An 18,322-nucleotide genomic window follows, 5' to 3' on the forward strand; every position below is an offset into this window, starting at 1 on the left:
TTAACGATGAACATATACATAGTGGCTACGACCCTTCCCGGAAAATTCTTATTCTGACTTTGATGCAATCTGATGTTATCCGTAGCCACTGAGTCAGAACCCATTTATCACTACGTCAAGTTAAACGCAATTTCCCTGGAACCGGAAGTGTAATAATCCGATCTTGTTCATAACTTGACACAGTTTAAATTCTAATGAAGACATCTATCTTCAGGTAGGTTTTTGTGTAATCTTTACAAATATTATTATAGAATATTTTCGGCCGTATTTTTAGCTAGTCAAAATATTAGCAGCTCAATTATATACATATAGACTCACATACCTTGTATAAGGTTCCGTTAAGGAAAGGTGTATTTTGGGCATTAGGTAATGGGTAATTGGAATTGGGTGTTTAGGGTTTGGTATTGGGTGTTTGGTAATTGGTAATTGGGGTTTGGTGTTTGTTATTTCTCCCCCATCTCCCTCATCTTCCTCATCCCCCTCATCCTCCTTAACTGCTGTATTGTTATATGACATGACTGCTCATATGTAAAGCGAGTGACTGTCTTGCAATTTGCAATCTATGGCGTATTAGGACTGACTTACCTGGGGTTAGCATTGGGCTACATTCCTGGTTTGCGGATGAACCGTGCCACTATCGCCCTAGTGGGATCGGCGTTTTTAATTGCCTTGGGTGCTGTCAATTTACAAGAAGCTTGGCAGGCAATTGATGCTAACACCATCGTATTTTTACTGAGCATGATGGTAGTTAATGCCAGCCTTACCTATGCAGGATTTTTTGGGCGATCGCTCTCATTGCTATTGAGTATAACCCGCAGTCCTCTGGGATTATTAATTGCTTTAACTTTTGGTAGTGGTATTCTCTCCGCCGTATTTCTTAACGACACAATAGCGCTAATTTTTACACCACTAACCTTGAGCCTAACTCAAGCATTGAGTTTAAATCCTATACCTTATTTATTAGCGATCGCAGGTGCAACTAATATAGGTTCTGTTTGCACTCTCAGCGGTAACCCCCAAAATATTTTAATTGGTTCCTTTTCCGGGATTCCCTACCTAGATTTTCTGCGCGCACTTGCTCCCGTAGCTTTAATTGGTTTAGCAATTCAGGTAGGATTGCTATGGCTACTTTATCCTGATGTCCGTTCCACCCAACCATGTCAAGAGTTAAGTAGTAACAATAAAAATCGTATTTTTAAACCCTTATTTAATAAAACTTTAGTCATCACTACAGGGTTACTTATTGCTTTTGCGATGGGTTTACCTTTAGCCGAATCTGCTTTAGTTGCTGCTAGTTTATTGTTGATTACGCGGCGAATTAAACCACAGCGCATTTTGCAAAAAGTAGATTGGAATTTACTAGTGATGTTTTCAGGATTATTTATTCTGACGCGCGTCACACAAAAGTTAAATTTATTGCAGCCATTTACTCATGCAGTCAACACTTCTGCCAGTTTTTTGACTGTAACTGTTATCTTATCTAATCTGATTTCCAATGTTCCGGCAGTACTTTTATTGCATCCTCTAATTCCCAAAGATGATACCCACTATTGGCTATTACTAGCAGCCGGCTCTACATTAGCAGGTAATCTTACTTTATTTGGTTCAGTTGCTAACTTAATAGTTGTTGAAGCGGCTACAAACTTAGGCTACAAACTGACATTTATCGAGCATTTACGCTTTGGCGTACCACTTACTTTTTTTACCCTAATTCTAGTTTACCTATGGATTTAGAAGCCTGTAAAAACTAAGCAAACTAAAGTGATCTATTAAATTAACCAACCACGTTGCAGCCCTTGTTCTACACTACCCGCCCAGTCTGTAGTTAAGTGTTTCCTTACCGTATCAAACAGATGCCACACGACATTAGGATCAATTGAATTTTTAACGTAGCTATCAAGGTATCTATATTCTCTATCAGTATTTTTTTGTTTACGTAAAACATAAATTTGATCAACCTTATATTTTCGCAAATTTACTGCATCAGAAAGCTTGAGCCACTCCATTACTACAATATATAATCCGTTGGGATTTCGGGCTTTTACTTCTTCTGCTGCTCTAGATGAGCCTTCTAGCATTGTTTTATCAAGATATGTTTTACATTCTATTGCAATTACAGGAATATCAAAAAAATGCTCTTCTGAATTACCAGCAGTCAAAGTTTTACTGAATGCTGATAAGCTTTCAGTAGGTACTACAAGCGGGCCTTCAATTGGCTTTTCTATATTTTGATCTAATTCTCTTAAAATGTCCGCAGCCTTTGCTACTGCATCATCGACAACTTCAGTCTGTTCTTCAAGATTTAAATCATAATTTTGTATATTTGATAAGCCTGATTTACTCGTCTGTAAAGAAGCTAAAACTGTGACTCCTATAACAAAATCATGATCCTTTTTCTCAATCCTTGCGTAAGGTGTTTCCAACATTTTGGTGTAATTGGGCGCTGCAAAGAAAATATCCTTGAAAGTATGAGATTTTCCCATCAATGCACGCTCTCCAAAATCACTCACTAAATCCTTAAACAAATAGTATAAAAACTCCTCTAAGGCACTTGAGTGTAAGTTTGATCTAGAGTCAAATTTTTCAGCATAATGCTGTTGATCAATAAAGTTCTTATATTCCTCAAAAAATGCTACGCGTTTTTGTATTGTTTCTATATCAGTTTCTGCTTTAATTACACCGGGCCCAACTAAATCGATATTTTGTTTGTGCCAATTATCATATTTAGACCGAATTTCAGCTAAATATTCTTTACTTACAGAATCTTTGTATTTTGATCTATGATTTTCTTTTGTACTTAAATTCGCGCCATGTACTAGCATATTTTTTTAGTCTAATTAAGAATGTTTTCAGCAATAGATTTTGCTAATAGTGGCGGTACTGCATTACCAATCTGATTATATTGGCAGAGATGTTTTTCCTCTACTCTACCTTCTCTCTGAAGTAGCTTATGACTAACTACAGTCGGTTTACCTTTAAATACAAACCAATCAGGAAATGATTGAATTCTTGCGCCTTCTCTAGCAGTAAAGTTCCTATTTTTATAGGGATGTACAAAATTTGCATAGAATGATGCAGGAATAGTATGGCAGAGTTTATATGGGTGTAATCTTCTACTGTTTTGATCGTAGACTGTTTCAGATATAATTCCATTACTATTTCTTTTATATGGCTTTAAATGTTCAGGAATATCAGCTAGTGATTCTCCCCAAGACATTAATTCAAAACGTTCTATAGTCCGCTTAGAATGTTTCATTGCTACGTGGTTGTAAACTTTTTGCGAACCTATTCGCATTTGACACTGGTACTCATTAGTAGGTTCTCTATCATATTTCATTTCCTCTTGACCTTCTCTGGCATTGATATCAGGTAGATCAGAAATAGCATCCCATAATGAAGCGCATGGTTTCAGATGGGAATCAAATATTTGTAGCTGTTCCCCATCTTGAAAATAATGAGTAGGGGCTGGAAAGGGTCTTTCAAGTTTATCACGAGAGGCAATCACAAATAGCCTTCGCCTTATTTGTGGTATTCCATATTTAAAAGCTTCTAAGATATCAATATATACATAATATCCAATCTGTTCTAGTTCTGATTTTATAATGTTAATAACAGATTCACCTAGAATTGTCTTAGCTTTTATAAGTCCTGGTACATTTTCCATAATTAATAAGTCTGGTTGGAATAATTTTCCAATTCTTAAAAATTCTTGGAAAAGAGAGTTTCTAGGGTCTTTTGGATCACCTGCATTTTTCCTACATATTGAGTATCCCTGGCATGGGGGGCCACCTAAAATAACATCAGGTAAATTATCTTTAAACTCATCTAACAAGTATTCATCTGAAAAATTTTGTATATCTCCAATAAGTACTTTTGCTTCTTTGTGATTATACGCAAACGTTTCCGCCGCCCATTTATCTTCTTCTATAGCTCCTATAATTATATTTCCTGCCAGCTTAAACCCCAGACTAAATCCACCAGCGCCTGCAAATATATCAAGTACTTTTAGCAATTAAATACCTCCTTAAACCAATATTTTTATTCAATTAAATCTTGTTTGTTTAAGATATTTTACTAATAAGACTGTTTAACTATATTACACATGATGAATCGGAATAAAGGCTTTTTCACGTATTAGGAAAAATAGTTGAGTTGTAACTACATATAAAAAAACTAAGGGTGGAAGGCAAAGCCACTCCAACCCTTAACAAGTAAGAAAACCTTACCTTTAGTTCTGAATTTTAATTCTAAATACCTTACGATGCTACCTGAGCTGCAGTTCTAGTCCGCCGTCTTCTCCCATCAGCGACTTTTACAGGTGGCTCATCAGGAATCTGCATCAACAATGTCACAGTTGGTTGACATTGCAGTTCCCGACGGATGGAACGTTGCAACTCTCTTTCCAAAGTTCCTTGCAATCCACCCCAATCGACTTCAGGTTGCTCGCCTTCACCAGGTTGGGCAAATTCTGACCAGCGAACGCTTAATATTTCTTCAATGCGCTGTTGTACCCATTTTTGCAACAGCGATCGCTCTATACTTGTAACTACGCCCCGTAGGTGAATTTCTGGTTTAGCTAACAATTTACCACTCCAATCAATGGCAGCAGCGATGGTAACAATACCTTCGGAAGCCATGCGTTGGCGTTCTTGCAAGACTTTAGCGCTAACCATTCCAGAACTAGTAGTATCCACCAGTTCAATTCCTGAGGGTACTTTTCCAGCCACACCAATCGAGTCTTCTGTCAACTCCACGATGTCGCCATTCTGGATAATAATCATGTTTTCGGCGGGAATGCCCATACTTTGAGCTGTTTGGGCGTGCTTCACCAACATTCGATGTTCGCCGTGGAAGGGTACGAAAAACTTCGGTTTAGTTAAAGCAATCATCAGTTTTTGGTCTTCTTGACAACCGTGACCAGAAACGTGAATTCCCTTATCTCGACCATAGACTACATTTGCTCCTTGGAGCATTAATTTATCTATAGTATTGACAACTGCGATCGTGTTTCCTGGAATCGGGTTAGCGGAGAAAACTACCGTATCACCTTCGCGAATTTTAATGTGGGGATGTTCTTTATTGGCAATGCGGGTCATCGCTGCCATTGTCTCACCCTGCGAGCCAGTAGTCAGAATTAATACTTTATCATCTGGTAGACCGCGAACAGAGTGCAACGGTTGCAGCAGATTATCTGGACATTTGATGTAACCTAAATTACGTGCGTGGGCAATTAAATTGAGCATCGAACGCCCAACCACTGTGACTGTGCGGTTGTGCTTCTGTGCTAGATCCAAAATCATGTTGATGCGATGGACGCTAGAAGCAAAAGTTGTGACAAACAGTCGCCCTGTAGCTTGTGAAAATACGCGGTCAAGATTGGGATATACAGAACGTTCCGAAGGTGTAAATCCTGGCACTTCTGAGTTAGTAGAATCGCTTAACAAACACAGTACGCCTTTTTCGCCATGTTCTGCTAACCGTTGTAAGTCAAACCTTTCACCATCCACAGGGGTATGGTCAATTTTAAAGTCTCCTGTATGGATGACTATGCCTATAGGTGTATGCAGGGCAACTGTAAAGCTATCAGCAATGGAGTGGGTATTGCGAATGTACTCTACAAAGAAAGATTTCCCAATTCTCACAACATCCCTGGGTAAAACTGATCTTAATTCTGTGCGATCGCGTACTCCCGCTTCTTCTAATTTACCCTCCAGCATAGCCATTGCTAATCTCGGTCCATAAATCACAGGTATTTCAAACTGTTTGAGGTGAAATGCAATCCCACCAATATGGTCTTCATGACCGTGGGTCACAATCATGCCTTTAATTTTATGGCGATTTTCCCGGAGATAAGTCATATCTGGCAGGACAATATTTACACCATGCATTGCCTCTGTGGGGAAGGCTAAACCTGCATCTAAAAGGACAATTTCATCGTCATATTCAAAAACACAGGTATTTTTACCAATTTCATGTAAACCGCCCAAAGGAATAATTTTTAGGGCGGAATCAGCTTCGTTTTTAGCCATTTGCTCCTTAGATTGTTGTTTGTGGTTAATTTAAGTTAAAAAATTTAGTCTTGTATCAAAGACAACATTGTTAGCTGTCTTATAAAGTCATCTGAAAGCAGCTGAGTAAACGTCAGAATTTTCTATTGTTTGTTCAATAAAAATGGATTTTACGCTGAAGGATTAATAGTATAGCGATTCAGTCGTAGCACAGGTTTTGTTCAGTGCTACCTGATAAAAGATATGTATTATTCCCAGATTATATGTAATTTTAGATACTAACAATTTGCCATTCCTGAACAAATTGTTACTTAGAGTAAACTAAGTTCTTTCAGAACCACCTCTAACTTATGACTTACTTCTGGTTCAGCTTCAGATAACGGCGGACGAGTTGAACCTACCTCCCAACCTAGAAGTTTTAATGCTTTTTTAACTGGAATAGGATTTGTCGTTAAAAATAGAGCTTTAAACAGCGGAAAAAGTTGAAGATGAATCTCGGTGGCAATTTGAATTTTACCTAAATCAAAAGCTTGGATCATCTGCTGTAGTTGGTTGCCTACCAGATGAGAAGCAACGCTGACCACACCCTTTGCTCCGATCGCTAACAAAGGTAGAGTTAAAGAATCATCACCAGCGTAAATCTGAAATTCTTTTGGTGTCAAGCGGCGAATCTCACTCGCCTGGTCTAAATTTCCACTAGCTTCTTTGATACCAACAATATTATCAATCTCCGCTAACCGGGTAACTGTTTCGGCACTCAGATTTTGACCAGTACGACCAGGAATGTTGTATAACAACATAGGTAGGTCGGGACAGGCTTGCGCTACCGCCTGAAAGTGCTGGTACAGACCTGCTTGCGGCGGCTTATTGTAATAAGGAACTACTTGTAAAGACCCATGTACTCCTATTTTAGCTGCCTTTTGGGTGGCGGCGATCGCTTCTTTTGTGGAATTAGAACCACACCCTGCTATCACCTTGGCTTTTCCAGCTACAGCCTGCAACACCTCAACAAACAAATGGTATTCCTCTTCCCAACTAAGGGTAGGGGATTCCCCGGTTGTACCACACACCACCAATGTATCTGTACCGTTGTTAGCTAGATGTGCCGCTAGTTCTGCCGCTACATCATAGTTGACACTGCCGTCTGCTTTAAACGGCGTAATCATAGCGGTTAAAACTCTGCCAAAATCTCCCACCCTCTTTTCACTCCTGATTACCCTTTTTTGTTTTTTATAGCTTGGTGGTTTTTTGTTTTAATAGCCTATCTGCAAATCGCTTGCAAGTGCCATTTGTTAGTTATATTTTCTGGACAACTAATGACTAATGGCTAATGGTTTTAGTAGATTTTTTTCTACTAATAACTCCGCAATTTGTACTGCATTTAAAGCTGCTCCTTTACGGATTTGGTCACCACATAACCATAGTTCCAAGCCGCAAGGATGTGAAATGTCTTGACGAATTCTGCCTACTAAAACTTCATCTCGACCAGTGGCTTCAATGGGCATGGGAAAATGATTTGCCTGCCAATCTTCAATCAATTTTACTCCAGGGGAGCGACTGATGATTTCCCTAGCTTCCTCTGGACTAAAAGGCACCTCGAATTCTATATTAACTGCTTCCGAGTGGGCACGCAGTACGGGAACCCGCACACAAGTGGCGGTAATCCTGATTTGTTGTGTGCCAAAAATTTTGCGAGTTTCATTGACCATTTTCATTTCTTCCTCGCAGTATCCATGCTCGTTTAAGGGGGAATTGTGCGGAAATAAATTAAATGCCAAGGGATAAGGTAATACTTCGGCAACTGCTGGTTGCCCTGATAAAATTGCGCTGGATTGGGTTTGCACTTCTGCCATTGCTTTGGCACCTGCACCACTAGCAGATTGGTAAGTAGCAACAACCAACCGTTTTATTGGTCTTACCTGATGTAGGGGCCATAATGCTACCGATAGCAAGATGGTTGTGCAGTTAGGATTAGCAATAATTCCTTGATGATGAGCCGCAGCTTGGGGATTTACCTCTGGTACTACCAAAGGCACTTCTTCTTTCATACGAAAGGCACTGGAGTTATCAATTACTACTGCACCTTTTTCTACTGCTTTACCTGCCCAAGTTTTAGATGTCGAACCACCTGCACTGGCCAGTACTATATCTATACCATCAAAGGCGCGATCGCTAACTGCCTCTATTGGTAAATTTTCCCCTTTAAAGGACAGCGTCCGCCCCACACTTCTTTCGGAAGCCAATAACTTTAAATTAGCTAACGGAAAATTCCGACTTGCTAGTAATTCCAACAACTCTGTGCCGACAGCACCAGTTGCGCCCAAAATAGCTACATTATAGGATTTAGACAACCTAACTTCCTCCTTTAAGAGGTTATATAAGAGTTTATGCAACCGATACAAAACTTATGCAGTATTTAAATGACAGCCGTCTGCCTTAACATTTAAATAAAATTTTCTTTACTGGGAAATTTATGCTTTTGTTTTACTTTATTACATTATTAAGTTTTTTTCTTTTGCATCAATTAATTAATATTCTTGTTTCCTTTGGTTTGATGACATTCATATTTCGTTACTTTCATTTAAAGAATATATTATACAACTAATTTATCAGCAGCGAAAGAATTAAAATATCTGCACTCAGCCATAGTTGAAGTTTAATAGTTTTCCAGTTCAGTCAATAATTTTGCTTATTTATCTGGGCTGCACAGAATTATAGATGTACTATGATCCAAGTGAAAGAAAACCACGAACCACTACAAACTGAGCTATGCGGCAATGCAGTCAGTCCTAATCCATCCCACCTGGAAATCAAATTCTACTTGAAAACCAGGATATCACGGTGTTAGCCCCCTGAATCATAAATCCACTTCCTTGCCTAGATCCAGAGTGCGAAACCCCTAATTTTAGGGCATTGAGTAAGTGTTTGATGATGCAACACAGATGGCGACAGAGCTAGAACCCTCATTGTCATCACATTTAGATGTACAAAGAGTAAACTTATTGCGCTAAAGTGTTCAGGATTTTGCCATTAGCAGTAAACTGGATCTCTGCTGCCAGGCACTTATCCATTTTTGGATTCTCATGATGCCTTGTGGGCATTTGCCATTCCAGCTAAGAGACATCCACCTACAGAAGCGAACGATCGCATCTTGTCTGTACTCGGAGTCACCAATACCAGAAAACAGAGACGAAGCATGAAAGTCACCCAGGAAAAACTTCCCGCCAGCCAAATTGGACTAGAAATAGAGATTACACCAGAGATTACCAAACAAACTTACGAACAGGTAATTAAAAACCTAGCTAGTACTGCCAATATTCCTGGGTTTCGCAAAGGCAAAGTGCCTCGGCAGATATTGCTACAGCGCCTTGGCACTACACGCATTAAGGCAGCAGCCCTGGAAGAACTCATACAAGATGGCATAGAAAAAGCTGTTAAACAAGAAGAAATTCCGGCGATTGGGCAACCACAGTTGCGCTCATCGTTTGACGAATTGATTAATAATTATGAACCAGGTAAACCTCTGACCTTTTCTGCGGCTGTCGATGTGGAGCCGGAAATTAACATAGCACAGTACACAGGATTACAAGCGAAAGCCGAAGAAATCAAGTACGATCCAGCACGGGTTGATGAAGCGCTAGATCAAGAACGTCAACAAATGGGAACATTGATTCCCGTAGAAGGACGTGCTGCCCAAATTGGCGATGTTGCAGTTGTTGATTTTAAAGGCGTATTAGCGAAAGCTGAGGGTGAAGACGAATCCGCAGAACCCACGCCAATTCCCGGAGGAGAGGCGACTGATTTTCAAGTCGAACTATACGAAGATAAATTTATTCCCGGATTTATCTCGGGTATCGTGGGCATGAATCCTGGAGAAACCAAGGAAATTTCGGCCCAGTTCCCAGATCCTTATGCTAATGAAGAGTTAGCAGGCAAACCAGCTGTATTTACAGTCACGCTCAATGAACTCAAGGAAAAAGAACTACCTGAGTTGGATGACGATTTTGCCCAAGAAGTCAGCGACTTTGAAACCTTAGCAGAATTGCGGGCTTCCTTAGAAGAGCGCTATCAAAAAGAAGCCGAACAGAAAACCAAAACCAACAAGCAAGAAGCCTTGTTAGCAGAACTGCTCAAGCATGTAGAAATCGATCTACCAACGACATTAATCGAGCAGGAAGTTGATGCGATGCTTACACAAACAGCAATCCGGCTGTCGCAGCAAGGGTTGGATGTGAGAAAGTTATTTACCCAAGATATTATTCCGCAATTACGGGCGCGATCGCGTGATGAAGCCATTGAACGCCTCAAACGCTCCCTCGCTTTACGGGAAGTGAGTAAACGCGAATCCATCCAGGTGACAGAAGATGAAATTAAAGCTAGAGTCACAGAGTTGTTACAGGAATATCCAGACGAAGATGTAGACGCAGACAGACTGCGCTCAGTTGTGGAAAATGAACTCACAACCGAAAAAATCATCGATTGGCTGCTAGAAAACTCATCAGTGGAACTCGTCCTCGAAGGCTCTTTAAGTACCCCAGCCGAAGAAGAAGCCACATCAGCCGAGCCGGAAGCAGAATCCGCCACAGTGGAAGTTGTCGCAGAAACTGTTGAAGGGGAATAGGGGACTGGGGACTGGGGACTAGGGATAAGGGAGATGAGGGAGATGAGGGAGATGAGGGGGAAATAACCAAAACCAATTACCCATTACCCATGACCAATTACCAATTACCCATTACCCATTACCCATTACCCATGCCCCATGCCCCATGCCCCATGCCCCATCCCCAATTTCCCGCCAAAATGGTTAACAAATGTTAAAGAAATCACTAACTACATCTGCTACTATCTAGGCGGGATACTGGGGTACACGAGAAAAATTTAGATGAGGCATAATGGTAAACACATAGCTCAAATAAAAATCTAAATTAGTTAAAGAAGCAGTCTATGCTGCTTTAAATTTGTCCCACTTACTTGTCAAATGTTTTTTTATGCTTGTATCGCAGTCGGGAAATTACCCAATCAGCAGCTTAAGCCAGATGAATATTAGCTCCCACCTCAACGGCATCAGCAACATTGTGCCGATGGTGGTAGAACAATCTGGTATGGGAGAAAGGGCATTTGACATCTACTCCCGCCTACTGCGAGAGCGGATTATCTTTTTGGGAACACCCATAGACGATGCTGTTGCCAATTCCATAGTTGCCCAACTATTATTCTTGGATGCCGAAGACTCAGAAAAGGACATTCAACTGTACATTAACTCTCCCGGCGGCTCCGTCTACGCAGGGATGGCAATCTATGATACAATACAGCAAATTCGTCCCGATGTAGTTACCATCTGTTTTGGGCTAGCCGCGAGCATGGGGGCATTCTTGTTAACAGCAGGGACTGCGGGTAAACGCATGTCTCTACCTGATTCCCGAATTATGATTCACCAACCACTTGGTGGCGCTCAAGGGCAAGCTATTGACATCGAAATTCAAGCTAGAGAAATTCTTTACATTAAAGGTAAATTGAATCAGTTAATGGCCCAGCATACTGGTCAACCCTTAGAAAGAATTGAAGCAGATACGGAACGCGACTTTTTCATGTCGGCAGAAGAGGCGAAGAACTACGGTTTAATTGACCAAGTCATTTCTCGGCAAAATCTTCCCACACCAGGGGAAAACGTCACCATTCTGAAATAAGAGGCTGGTATGTCTAAGTACGACTCCCATTTAAAATGTTCGTTTTGTGGCAAGTCTCAAGAGCAGGTGCGTAAACTAATCGCAGGGCCGGGAGTCTACATCTGCGATGAATGCGTTGACTTGTGTAATGAAATCCTTGATGAGGAATTACTCGACACAAATGGTGCAGCAGCTTCCCAACCAACACCAAAGTCGGAGCCGCCTCAAAAACGCCGTACCCGCTCTTCCAGTCTTTCGTTTAACCAAATACCCAAACCTAGAGAAATTAAAAAGTATCTAGACGAGCACGTCATTGGTCAAGACGAAGCTAAAAAAGTATTGTCAGTAGCGGTCTACAATCACTATAAACGGTTGGCAATAGTTCAGTCTAAAGCCAGTGGTAAAGGTGGCGGAGAAGATGCCGTAGAACTGCAAAAGTCTAACATTCTGCTCATTGGCCCTACTGGCTGTGGCAAAACTCTCTTAGCACAAACCCTAGCGAAAATTCTGGATGTCCCCTTTGCAGTAGCTGATGCCACAACGCTGACAGAAGCCGGGTATGTGGGCGAAGATGTGGAAAATATCTTGCTGCGACTCTTGCAAGTGGCAGATTTAGATGTGGAGGAAGCGCAACGGGGAATTATCTACATCGATGAAATTGACAAAATTGCTCGCAAGAGTGAGAACCCCTCAATTACACGCGATGTCTCTGGTGAAGGCGTACAGCAAGCTTTGCTGAAAATGTTGGAAGGGACGATCGCTAATGTACCACCCCAAGGCGGAAGGAAGCATCCCTATCAAGATTGTATCCAAATTGATACCAGCAATATCCTGTTTATTTGTGGTGGAGCCTTCGTTGGTTTAGAGAAGGTTGTGGATCAACGAGTGGGTAAAAAGTCAATAGGCTTTGTGCAGCCAGGTGAAGGACAATCGAAGGAAAAACGAGCAGCAGATACTCTGCGCTACCTAGAACCCGATGATTTGGTGAAATTTGGCATGATTCCCGAATTCATTGGGCGGATACCAATGGTAGCAGTGGTAGATCCGCTAGATGAAGAAGCTTTAATGGCGATTCTCACCCAACCACGCAGTGCTTTAGTCAAGCAGTACCAAAAACTGCTGAAGATGGATAACGTCCAATTAGACTTTAAACCAGAAGCCTTGCGAGCGATCGCTCAAGAAGCCTACCGCCGCAAAACTGGAGCCAGAGCATTACGGGGTATTGTGGAAGAATTAATGTTAGATGTGATGTACGAGTTACCATCCCGCAAAGACGTAACTCGCTGTACAGTCACTAGGGAAATGGTTGAGAAGCGTTCCACCGCTGAACTCTTAGTACATCCCTCTTCCCTTCCTAAACCAGAATCAGCTTAGTAGTCAAGAGGAGCCAGTCACATGCGGAGGTTCCCTCCGTTGAGTGAACTGGCGTTCAAAAGTCATTAGTCCAACAAGATAATCAATAATAAAGAACAAGGACAGATGACAAAGGACAAATGACAAATGCCTTACATTAATGTTCGTGGTATTGAGCATTACTATGAGTGGGTGAAAAAACCATCAGATTCCTTGGTTAAGCCAGTGATGGTTTTCATCCACGGTTGGGCTGGTTCGGCTAGGTATTGGCAAAGTACTGCTAATGCGTTACTAGACCAATTTGATTGTTTACTCTACGATTTACGCGGCTTTGGGCGTTCTGGTGGTAAACCAACCATAGCTGAAGTTGGCGAATCGGTTGCAGAATCCAAATCTTTGGAAGCAACAGCAGCAGCAATTGAAGAATTAACCTATGAATTAGAAGAATACGCTGATGACTTAGCAACACTGCTAGATAAATTGCAGCTGCAGCGTGTCTATATTAATGCTCACTCAATGGGCGCATCCATTGCCGTTTTGTTTTTTAACCGCTATCCCCAAAAAGTCGAACAGGGAATTTTGACTTGTAGCGGTATTTTTGAGTACGACGAAAAAGCCTTTGCTGCTTTTCATAAATTTGGTGGTTACGTAGTCAAATTTCGTCCCAAGTGGTTAAGTAAAATACCATTTGTTGACCAGATGTTTATGGCGAGGTTTCTGCATCGCCCTATACCAAAAGCTGAACGTCAAGCTTTCCTGCAAGATTTTCTAGAAGCTGATTATAATGCTGCACTAGGAACAATTTTTACTTCAGTAAGTAAAGCACAATCGGAAGTTATGCCGCAGGAATTTGCCAAGCTCATAGTGCCAACACTGTTGGTAGCTGGAGAGTATGACAAGATTATTCCTGCTGAGATGGGGCGACAAGCAGCCACAATGAATAACAAAGTTGAATTTGCGTTGATTCCTGACACAGCACATTTTCCTATGTTAGAAGATGCTCCAACTTACCTACAGCGAGTGCGGGAGTTTTTGCAAATTCCCACAAAAGTTGATTAAAGTTGATGTCCAATCCGACGATTTTGGTTGCAGAATGCGCGGATGGGTAGGTGTTGAAAACGGCATTTATATATAAATCGCTGAAACTCCTTATATGTAAGAATTTCAAAGATTAATTGCTGTTCTATCATCCGCGCTCCTTACGCAGACTGGCTTTCAGCGATTTTGGTTTTGCTTTTTCTCTATTGCCTATGTTATGATTGACCTATCCGCGCACCAGAACCTTGAAAACCTTATATTGCTTGACTTTCAGGCTTCCGCTGTTGAAATTTCACTTAATCCCTATTAGGGATTGAAACAAGTATGGCACTATAGTAAGCAAGGCTATTAGGTTGAAATTTCACTTAATCCCTATTAGGGATTGAAACGCATTGTTCCAAATATTCAATCAGAATTGTACGTTGAAATTTCACTTAATCCCTATTAGGGATTGAAACATAGCACCAGAGCCACACGTACTCAGGGACAGAGGTTGAAATTTCACTTAATCCCTATTAGGGATTGAAACTAATTTCAAAAAGTAAAATACATGTATTCATAAGTTGAAATTTCACTTAATCCCTATTAGGGATTGAAACTAATGTTTTTATAATCACTTCTTAGCCTGTTGTAGTTGAAATTTCACTTAATCCCTATTAGGGATTGAAACGATGGACAAGTTAAAGCAGAACTACCATCAAAAAAAGTTGAAATTTCACTTAATCCCTATTAGGGATTGAAACTTTGTGGTGGGATGTATAGTAGCCATTCTTTACAGGTTGAAATTTCACTTAATCCCTATTAGGGATTGAAACTTTTTTGTTGCCTAAATTAGACTAATTTTGAAAAGGTTGAAATTTCACTTAATCCCTATTAGGGATTGAAACCTGGATGACTTCGACTTGCAGTGGACAGAGCGTTGTTGAAATTTCACTTAATCCCTATTAGGGATTGAAACTGCTGGGCGATCGCTTCGATTTCATTGATACCATGTTGAAATTTCACTTAATCCCTATTAGGGATTGAAACCAGAAGCGCTCACCTTCTGGTTCCGAAACAAACCACCGTTGAAATTTCACTTAATCCCTATTAGGGATTGAAACATCCCGAAACCTATGCCTTGATTTTGTACTGTGGCGTTGAAATTTCACTTAATCCCTATTAGGGATTGAAACCGACTTTACACAGATATTCTTAATGGTACATGCCAGTTGAAATTTCACTTAATCCCTATTAGGGATTGAAACGACATCAGAACTGGCATAAATGCTGATACGACAAACAGTAAACCTTAAATTGTAGTGGACTGACACGCCTACAATGAGGCATTAGATTTGATTAAATTAACCGCAGATAAACGCCGATAAACGCCGATGAATTTTTGCTATTGCATCAAATTAGCTGTGTCAGTCCAGTAGGATGCGTTAGCGATAGGGTAACGCATCGAGAAAGATGGTGCGTTACGGCTAATTATTACTCTCTTAAGTTCCGAAATCCTTGCACAGCCGTAACACACCCTACTTAATATTTACTTTATAAGTAGCCTCTTAATCCTTATTAGGGATTGAAATATAATTTATTCAACTTAAAATTGCTGTAAGTTTGGTTGAGAAATAAAATTTAAATTATTCTCAATTTCTCAATTCCTGCTTTTTTAAAACCGTATCTAACCAAACTAAATTTTCTGCTGACACCGCAGGTACAGGTTCTTGATTATAGTCAATCACTAAATCATAGTTACCTTCATCGTAGAGTTCACAAATTAATGTTTGGATATCTAATAATGGTTCTGTATCGCTTTCACGTAAAGGTAAGAGAAAAGCAGGTATAGGATTGGGTAAATTAAATGCGTATAAATCAGCTTTAGGACGTTTGCTAGCGCGGCTGACCAAAATTCTATAGTCAGTTTGTAGGTTATTTTGTAGTTGCTGTATTGGCTTACCATCTCGCAACAAATCAATTTCTACTAAATTGGTATAACTCCCTAAAATTTGTAACCGCTTTTTTGTATATGCATTCCGTCCTTCTCCTGGACGTTTGTTTTTTGGAGAGAGAATTTCAATTGTAGTGACAACTTCTTGTGTCGCAATATCTCGTACTTCTAAGTAAGTTTCTCTGACAGTTTCCGGCATAGTCACATCAACTGTCACGGCTGCAACTGATGGCGAAGCAACAGCGATATTAGCTGGTTCTGGTGATAATTTTTGTTGCGTATTTTGCACTGCGACATCAGCAACACCAACTAGTAGAGAATCCTCATCAATGGTTTGATATACTCGCTTTTCAATAGCTACTTTATATTTAGGGCGCAATTGCGGATTCAATTTCCGGAAAATAGCCGCTATGAGCAAATTGTGAACTTCTGGCCAAAATAGCGGATTTTCTAAATAGGGGTTCATCCCTGGAAATGGTGAAGCCATCGCCACAGATCCAAATACTTGATAATTTAATTATGACAATATTAATTTCGCCCAGCCAAAACTTGTTCAGCACTTAAATCTAAGTCTGGGAAAATGGGAGAGATGAGGCGTTCTTGGTTGCGGAATGCGATCGCATCATAAAAGCCTTCTACTAAAGTACACACAGTTACTACCTCTTGAATTGGATCAACAATCCAGTATTCAGAAATTCCCAGAACAGCATACTCGGAGCGCTTACTACGGTAATCTGTGGTTTGAGTAGATTCGCTAACGACTTCCACAACAAGTATCGGTGGCGGTTCGTTGAGTTCGATGAGCGCTTCTCGGTTGAAGAGTGCTTCCCACTGTTCTGTTGTTAAAACCACCACATCTGGAATTCGTGAGGTGTCCCAGCGTCCGCCACGTGGCGAACGAATCCCAATGGCAAACTTTTGTGCTGTCCAATTTTTCCCCATTTTGGCACTTTCGTCATCGAAGGTTCGCTCTAAAAACTTGGCAATTCCGCCATGCTTTCCAGTACCAAGACTCATGGGGATTAATTCTCCATCAACTAGTTCGTATTGGGTATCCGTGCCATCGTTATATTTGAGATACTCTGCAAAAGTTAGTTTTTTAGTAACTATAGTCATAGCGATCGCTTTCCTCTTCTTTGCGCCTCTGCGTGAGCAAAAACTCCCAACATCGAGACACAAAATTAAGAATTAACCCAAACCTAATTCTCGTTTCAATAAATTGATGGAATTAGTACCAATATAATTATCAACCTTAATCAACTTGGGCGGACGAATGATGTCTTCTACCGCCGCTTGTACAGCAGCTTGCACTGCTGCATAACTTGCTTGATCGCTGATAATTACCTCGGCTCGCTTGACGATCGCCTGAAGTTTGTACGCGTCTTTTGGTTGGGTTGTCATTACCAGTAGTTCATCTCCCCGGAGTCCGTGGAGAATCACTTCGGCGGCGCGCGCAATCCCAGAACTTAAGCTGACTATGCCCACACAGTTTTCTTTGGGCAAGGTTTTCAACAAATTAAGTTCTTTAGAATAGTCGTAGATATCTAGAGGAATCACCCTTACAGCTTTTGGAGAAGCGATGTCTTCTACCTCGCCAATAAAATACCGACTAGTCACAACTGTGGCGGAAGAAGTTTTATCTAGCACAGATGCTAATTCTTCCATTGGTATCAATTGAATTGGTATTTGCAGGGCTTTTTCTAATTCATAAACCATCAACTCCCCAGCACCGATGTCATAGGTAGGAACTGCTACTAACACCTGAGCGCTGCAACGCAACCGCCAATCAATTTCTGCTAAAAATAGTTCCCGCGCTTGCGAGAGGGTACATCCTTGAGAAAGAAGCTCATCAAGTGCTTGCTGGACTACTTTGTCTGCTTCGGGATGTTGCTTGAGAATGGGCGATTGCATTCTGCTACCACCCTCATGGCCTTGGGCGCGGACATAAATCCCCGAACCTGCGAGACTTTCGACAAATCCGTCTTCTTCTAACTGACGATAAACCTTGCTAATTGTATTACGGTGTAACCCCGTCTGCATTGCCAGTGCCCTTGTACTCGGCAATTTGTACCCAGGTGGATATTGCCGGGAAGCGATCGCAAACCGGATTTGATTAAACAGCTGGGTTGAGGCGGGAATTTCACTGTCTGGCTGAATGCGGAATTGAATCATCACCAAACCTCCTAAGTGCTAGTAGCGATATATAACCAGCTGCATTTGCTACCTTTTAAATAATTTATTTATACATAAAATTTTTCCGAGAGAAATTTCTAATCTGTTCACTGTTGTTAATTGATAATTTGATGGTAGAAAGCTTTGAGATA

Annotated in this window: 14 protein-coding genes and 1 CRISPR repeat array; of the genes, 5 read left to right on the forward strand and 9 right to left on the reverse strand. The window is 40.8% G+C overall.

Annotated elements, in window-relative coordinates; all coding sequences use genetic code 11:
* Positions 1 to 294: 294 nt before the first annotated feature.
* Positions 295 to 516, reverse strand: coding sequence for a hypothetical protein (locus HG267_RS27510; RefSeq protein ID WP_045872389.1), 222 nt, complete (start codon positions 514 to 516; stop codon positions 295 to 297).
* A 21-nt stretch (positions 517 to 537) separates the two neighbouring features.
* Here HG267_RS27510 and HG267_RS27515 point away from each other — a divergent pair, with 21 nt between their 5' ends.
* Positions 538 to 1,734, forward strand: coding sequence for an anion transporter (locus HG267_RS27515; protein ID WP_045872390.1), 1,197 nt, complete (start codon positions 538 to 540; stop codon positions 1,732 to 1,734).
* 35 nt (positions 1,735 to 1,769) lie between these two features.
* On the opposite strand, the gene HG267_RS27520 is transcribed toward HG267_RS27515, so the two are convergent.
* The 5 genes from HG267_RS27520 to HG267_RS27540 form a co-directional block, all read right to left on the reverse strand.
* Positions 1,770 to 2,822 (reverse strand): Bpu10I family restriction endonuclease, encoded by a 1,053-nt coding sequence (locus HG267_RS27520; protein ID WP_045872391.1) that lies wholly within the window; start codon positions 2,820 to 2,822, stop codon positions 1,770 to 1,772.
* 11 nt (positions 2,823 to 2,833) lie between these two features.
* The gene (locus HG267_RS27525) at positions 2,834 to 4,012 is read right to left on the reverse strand and encodes a DNA cytosine methyltransferase (protein WP_045872392.1); all 1,179 of its coding nucleotides are present in this window, start codon (positions 4,010 to 4,012) and stop codon (positions 2,834 to 2,836) included.
* Positions 4,013 to 4,256: 244 nt separating this feature from the next.
* Positions 4,257 to 6,029 (reverse strand): ribonuclease J, encoded by a 1,773-nt coding sequence (locus HG267_RS27530; RefSeq protein WP_045872393.1) that lies wholly within the window; start codon positions 6,027 to 6,029, stop codon positions 4,257 to 4,259.
* Between the two features lie 290 nt (positions 6,030 to 6,319).
* Positions 6,320 to 7,204 carry a 4-hydroxy-tetrahydrodipicolinate synthase gene (dapA, locus tag HG267_RS27535; RefSeq protein ID WP_045872394.1) on the reverse strand — a complete coding sequence of 295 codons (885 nt, stop codon included), beginning with the start codon at positions 7,202 to 7,204 and terminating at the stop codon, positions 6,320 to 6,322.
* 117 nt (positions 7,205 to 7,321) lie between these two features.
* Positions 7,322 to 8,359 carry an aspartate-semialdehyde dehydrogenase gene (locus tag HG267_RS27540; protein ID WP_045872395.1) on the reverse strand — a complete coding sequence of 346 codons (1,038 nt, stop codon included), beginning with the start codon at positions 8,357 to 8,359 and terminating at the stop codon, positions 7,322 to 7,324.
* An 845-nt stretch (positions 8,360 to 9,204) separates the two neighbouring features.
* On the opposite strand from HG267_RS27540, the gene tig reads away from it, so the two are divergent.
* The 4 genes from tig (at position 9,205) to HG267_RS27560 (ending at position 14,086) form a co-directional block, all read left to right on the forward strand.
* Entirely contained in the window at positions 9,205 to 10,629 is a 1,425-nt protein-coding gene (tig, locus tag HG267_RS27545) for a trigger factor (RefSeq protein WP_045872396.1), read from the forward strand.
* 367 nt (positions 10,630 to 10,996) lie between these two features.
* Positions 10,997 to 11,695 carry an ATP-dependent Clp endopeptidase proteolytic subunit ClpP gene (gene clpP, locus HG267_RS27550; RefSeq protein WP_045872397.1) on the forward strand — a complete coding sequence of 233 codons (699 nt, stop codon included), beginning with the start codon at positions 10,997 to 10,999 and terminating at the stop codon, positions 11,693 to 11,695.
* 9 nt (positions 11,696 to 11,704) lie between these two features.
* Complete coding sequence (clpX, locus tag HG267_RS27555; protein WP_045872398.1) at positions 11,705 to 13,048, forward strand: ATP-dependent protease ATP-binding subunit ClpX; 1,344 nt, start codon at positions 11,705 to 11,707, stop codon at positions 13,046 to 13,048.
* A 126-nt stretch (positions 13,049 to 13,174) separates the two neighbouring features.
* Positions 13,175 to 14,086 (forward strand): alpha/beta fold hydrolase, encoded by a 912-nt coding sequence (locus tag HG267_RS27560; protein ID WP_045872399.1) that lies wholly within the window; start codon positions 13,175 to 13,177, stop codon positions 14,084 to 14,086.
* A 262-nt stretch (positions 14,087 to 14,348) separates the two neighbouring features.
* Positions 14,349 to 15,312: direct repeats of the CRISPR family, unit length 37 nt; unit sequence GTTGAAATTTCACTTAATCCCTATTAGGGATTGAAAC.
* A 384-nt stretch (positions 15,313 to 15,696) separates the two neighbouring features.
* On the opposite strand, the gene HG267_RS27565 is transcribed toward HG267_RS27560, so the two are convergent.
* The 3 genes from HG267_RS27565 to HG267_RS27575 form a co-directional block, all read right to left on the reverse strand.
* A complete protein-coding gene (locus HG267_RS27565) occupies positions 15,697 to 16,485 on the reverse strand; it encodes a DUF4058 family protein (protein ID WP_045872400.1) in 789 nt (262 codons plus the stop codon).
* 41 nt (positions 16,486 to 16,526) lie between these two features.
* The gene (locus HG267_RS27570) at positions 16,527 to 17,114 is read right to left on the reverse strand and encodes a Uma2 family endonuclease (RefSeq protein ID WP_045872401.1); all 588 of its coding nucleotides are present in this window, start codon (positions 17,112 to 17,114) and stop codon (positions 16,527 to 16,529) included.
* Between the two features lie 72 nt (positions 17,115 to 17,186).
* Entirely contained in the window at positions 17,187 to 18,170 is a 984-nt protein-coding gene (locus tag HG267_RS27575; protein ID WP_045872402.1) for a GntR family transcriptional regulator, read from the reverse strand.
* Between the last annotated feature and the right edge of the window lie 152 nt (positions 18,171 to 18,322).

Source organism: Tolypothrix sp. PCC 7601, from assembly GCF_025677855.1.
Classification (GTDB): Bacteria; Cyanobacteriota; Cyanobacteriia; order Cyanobacteriales; family Nostocaceae; genus Aulosira; species Aulosira diplosiphon.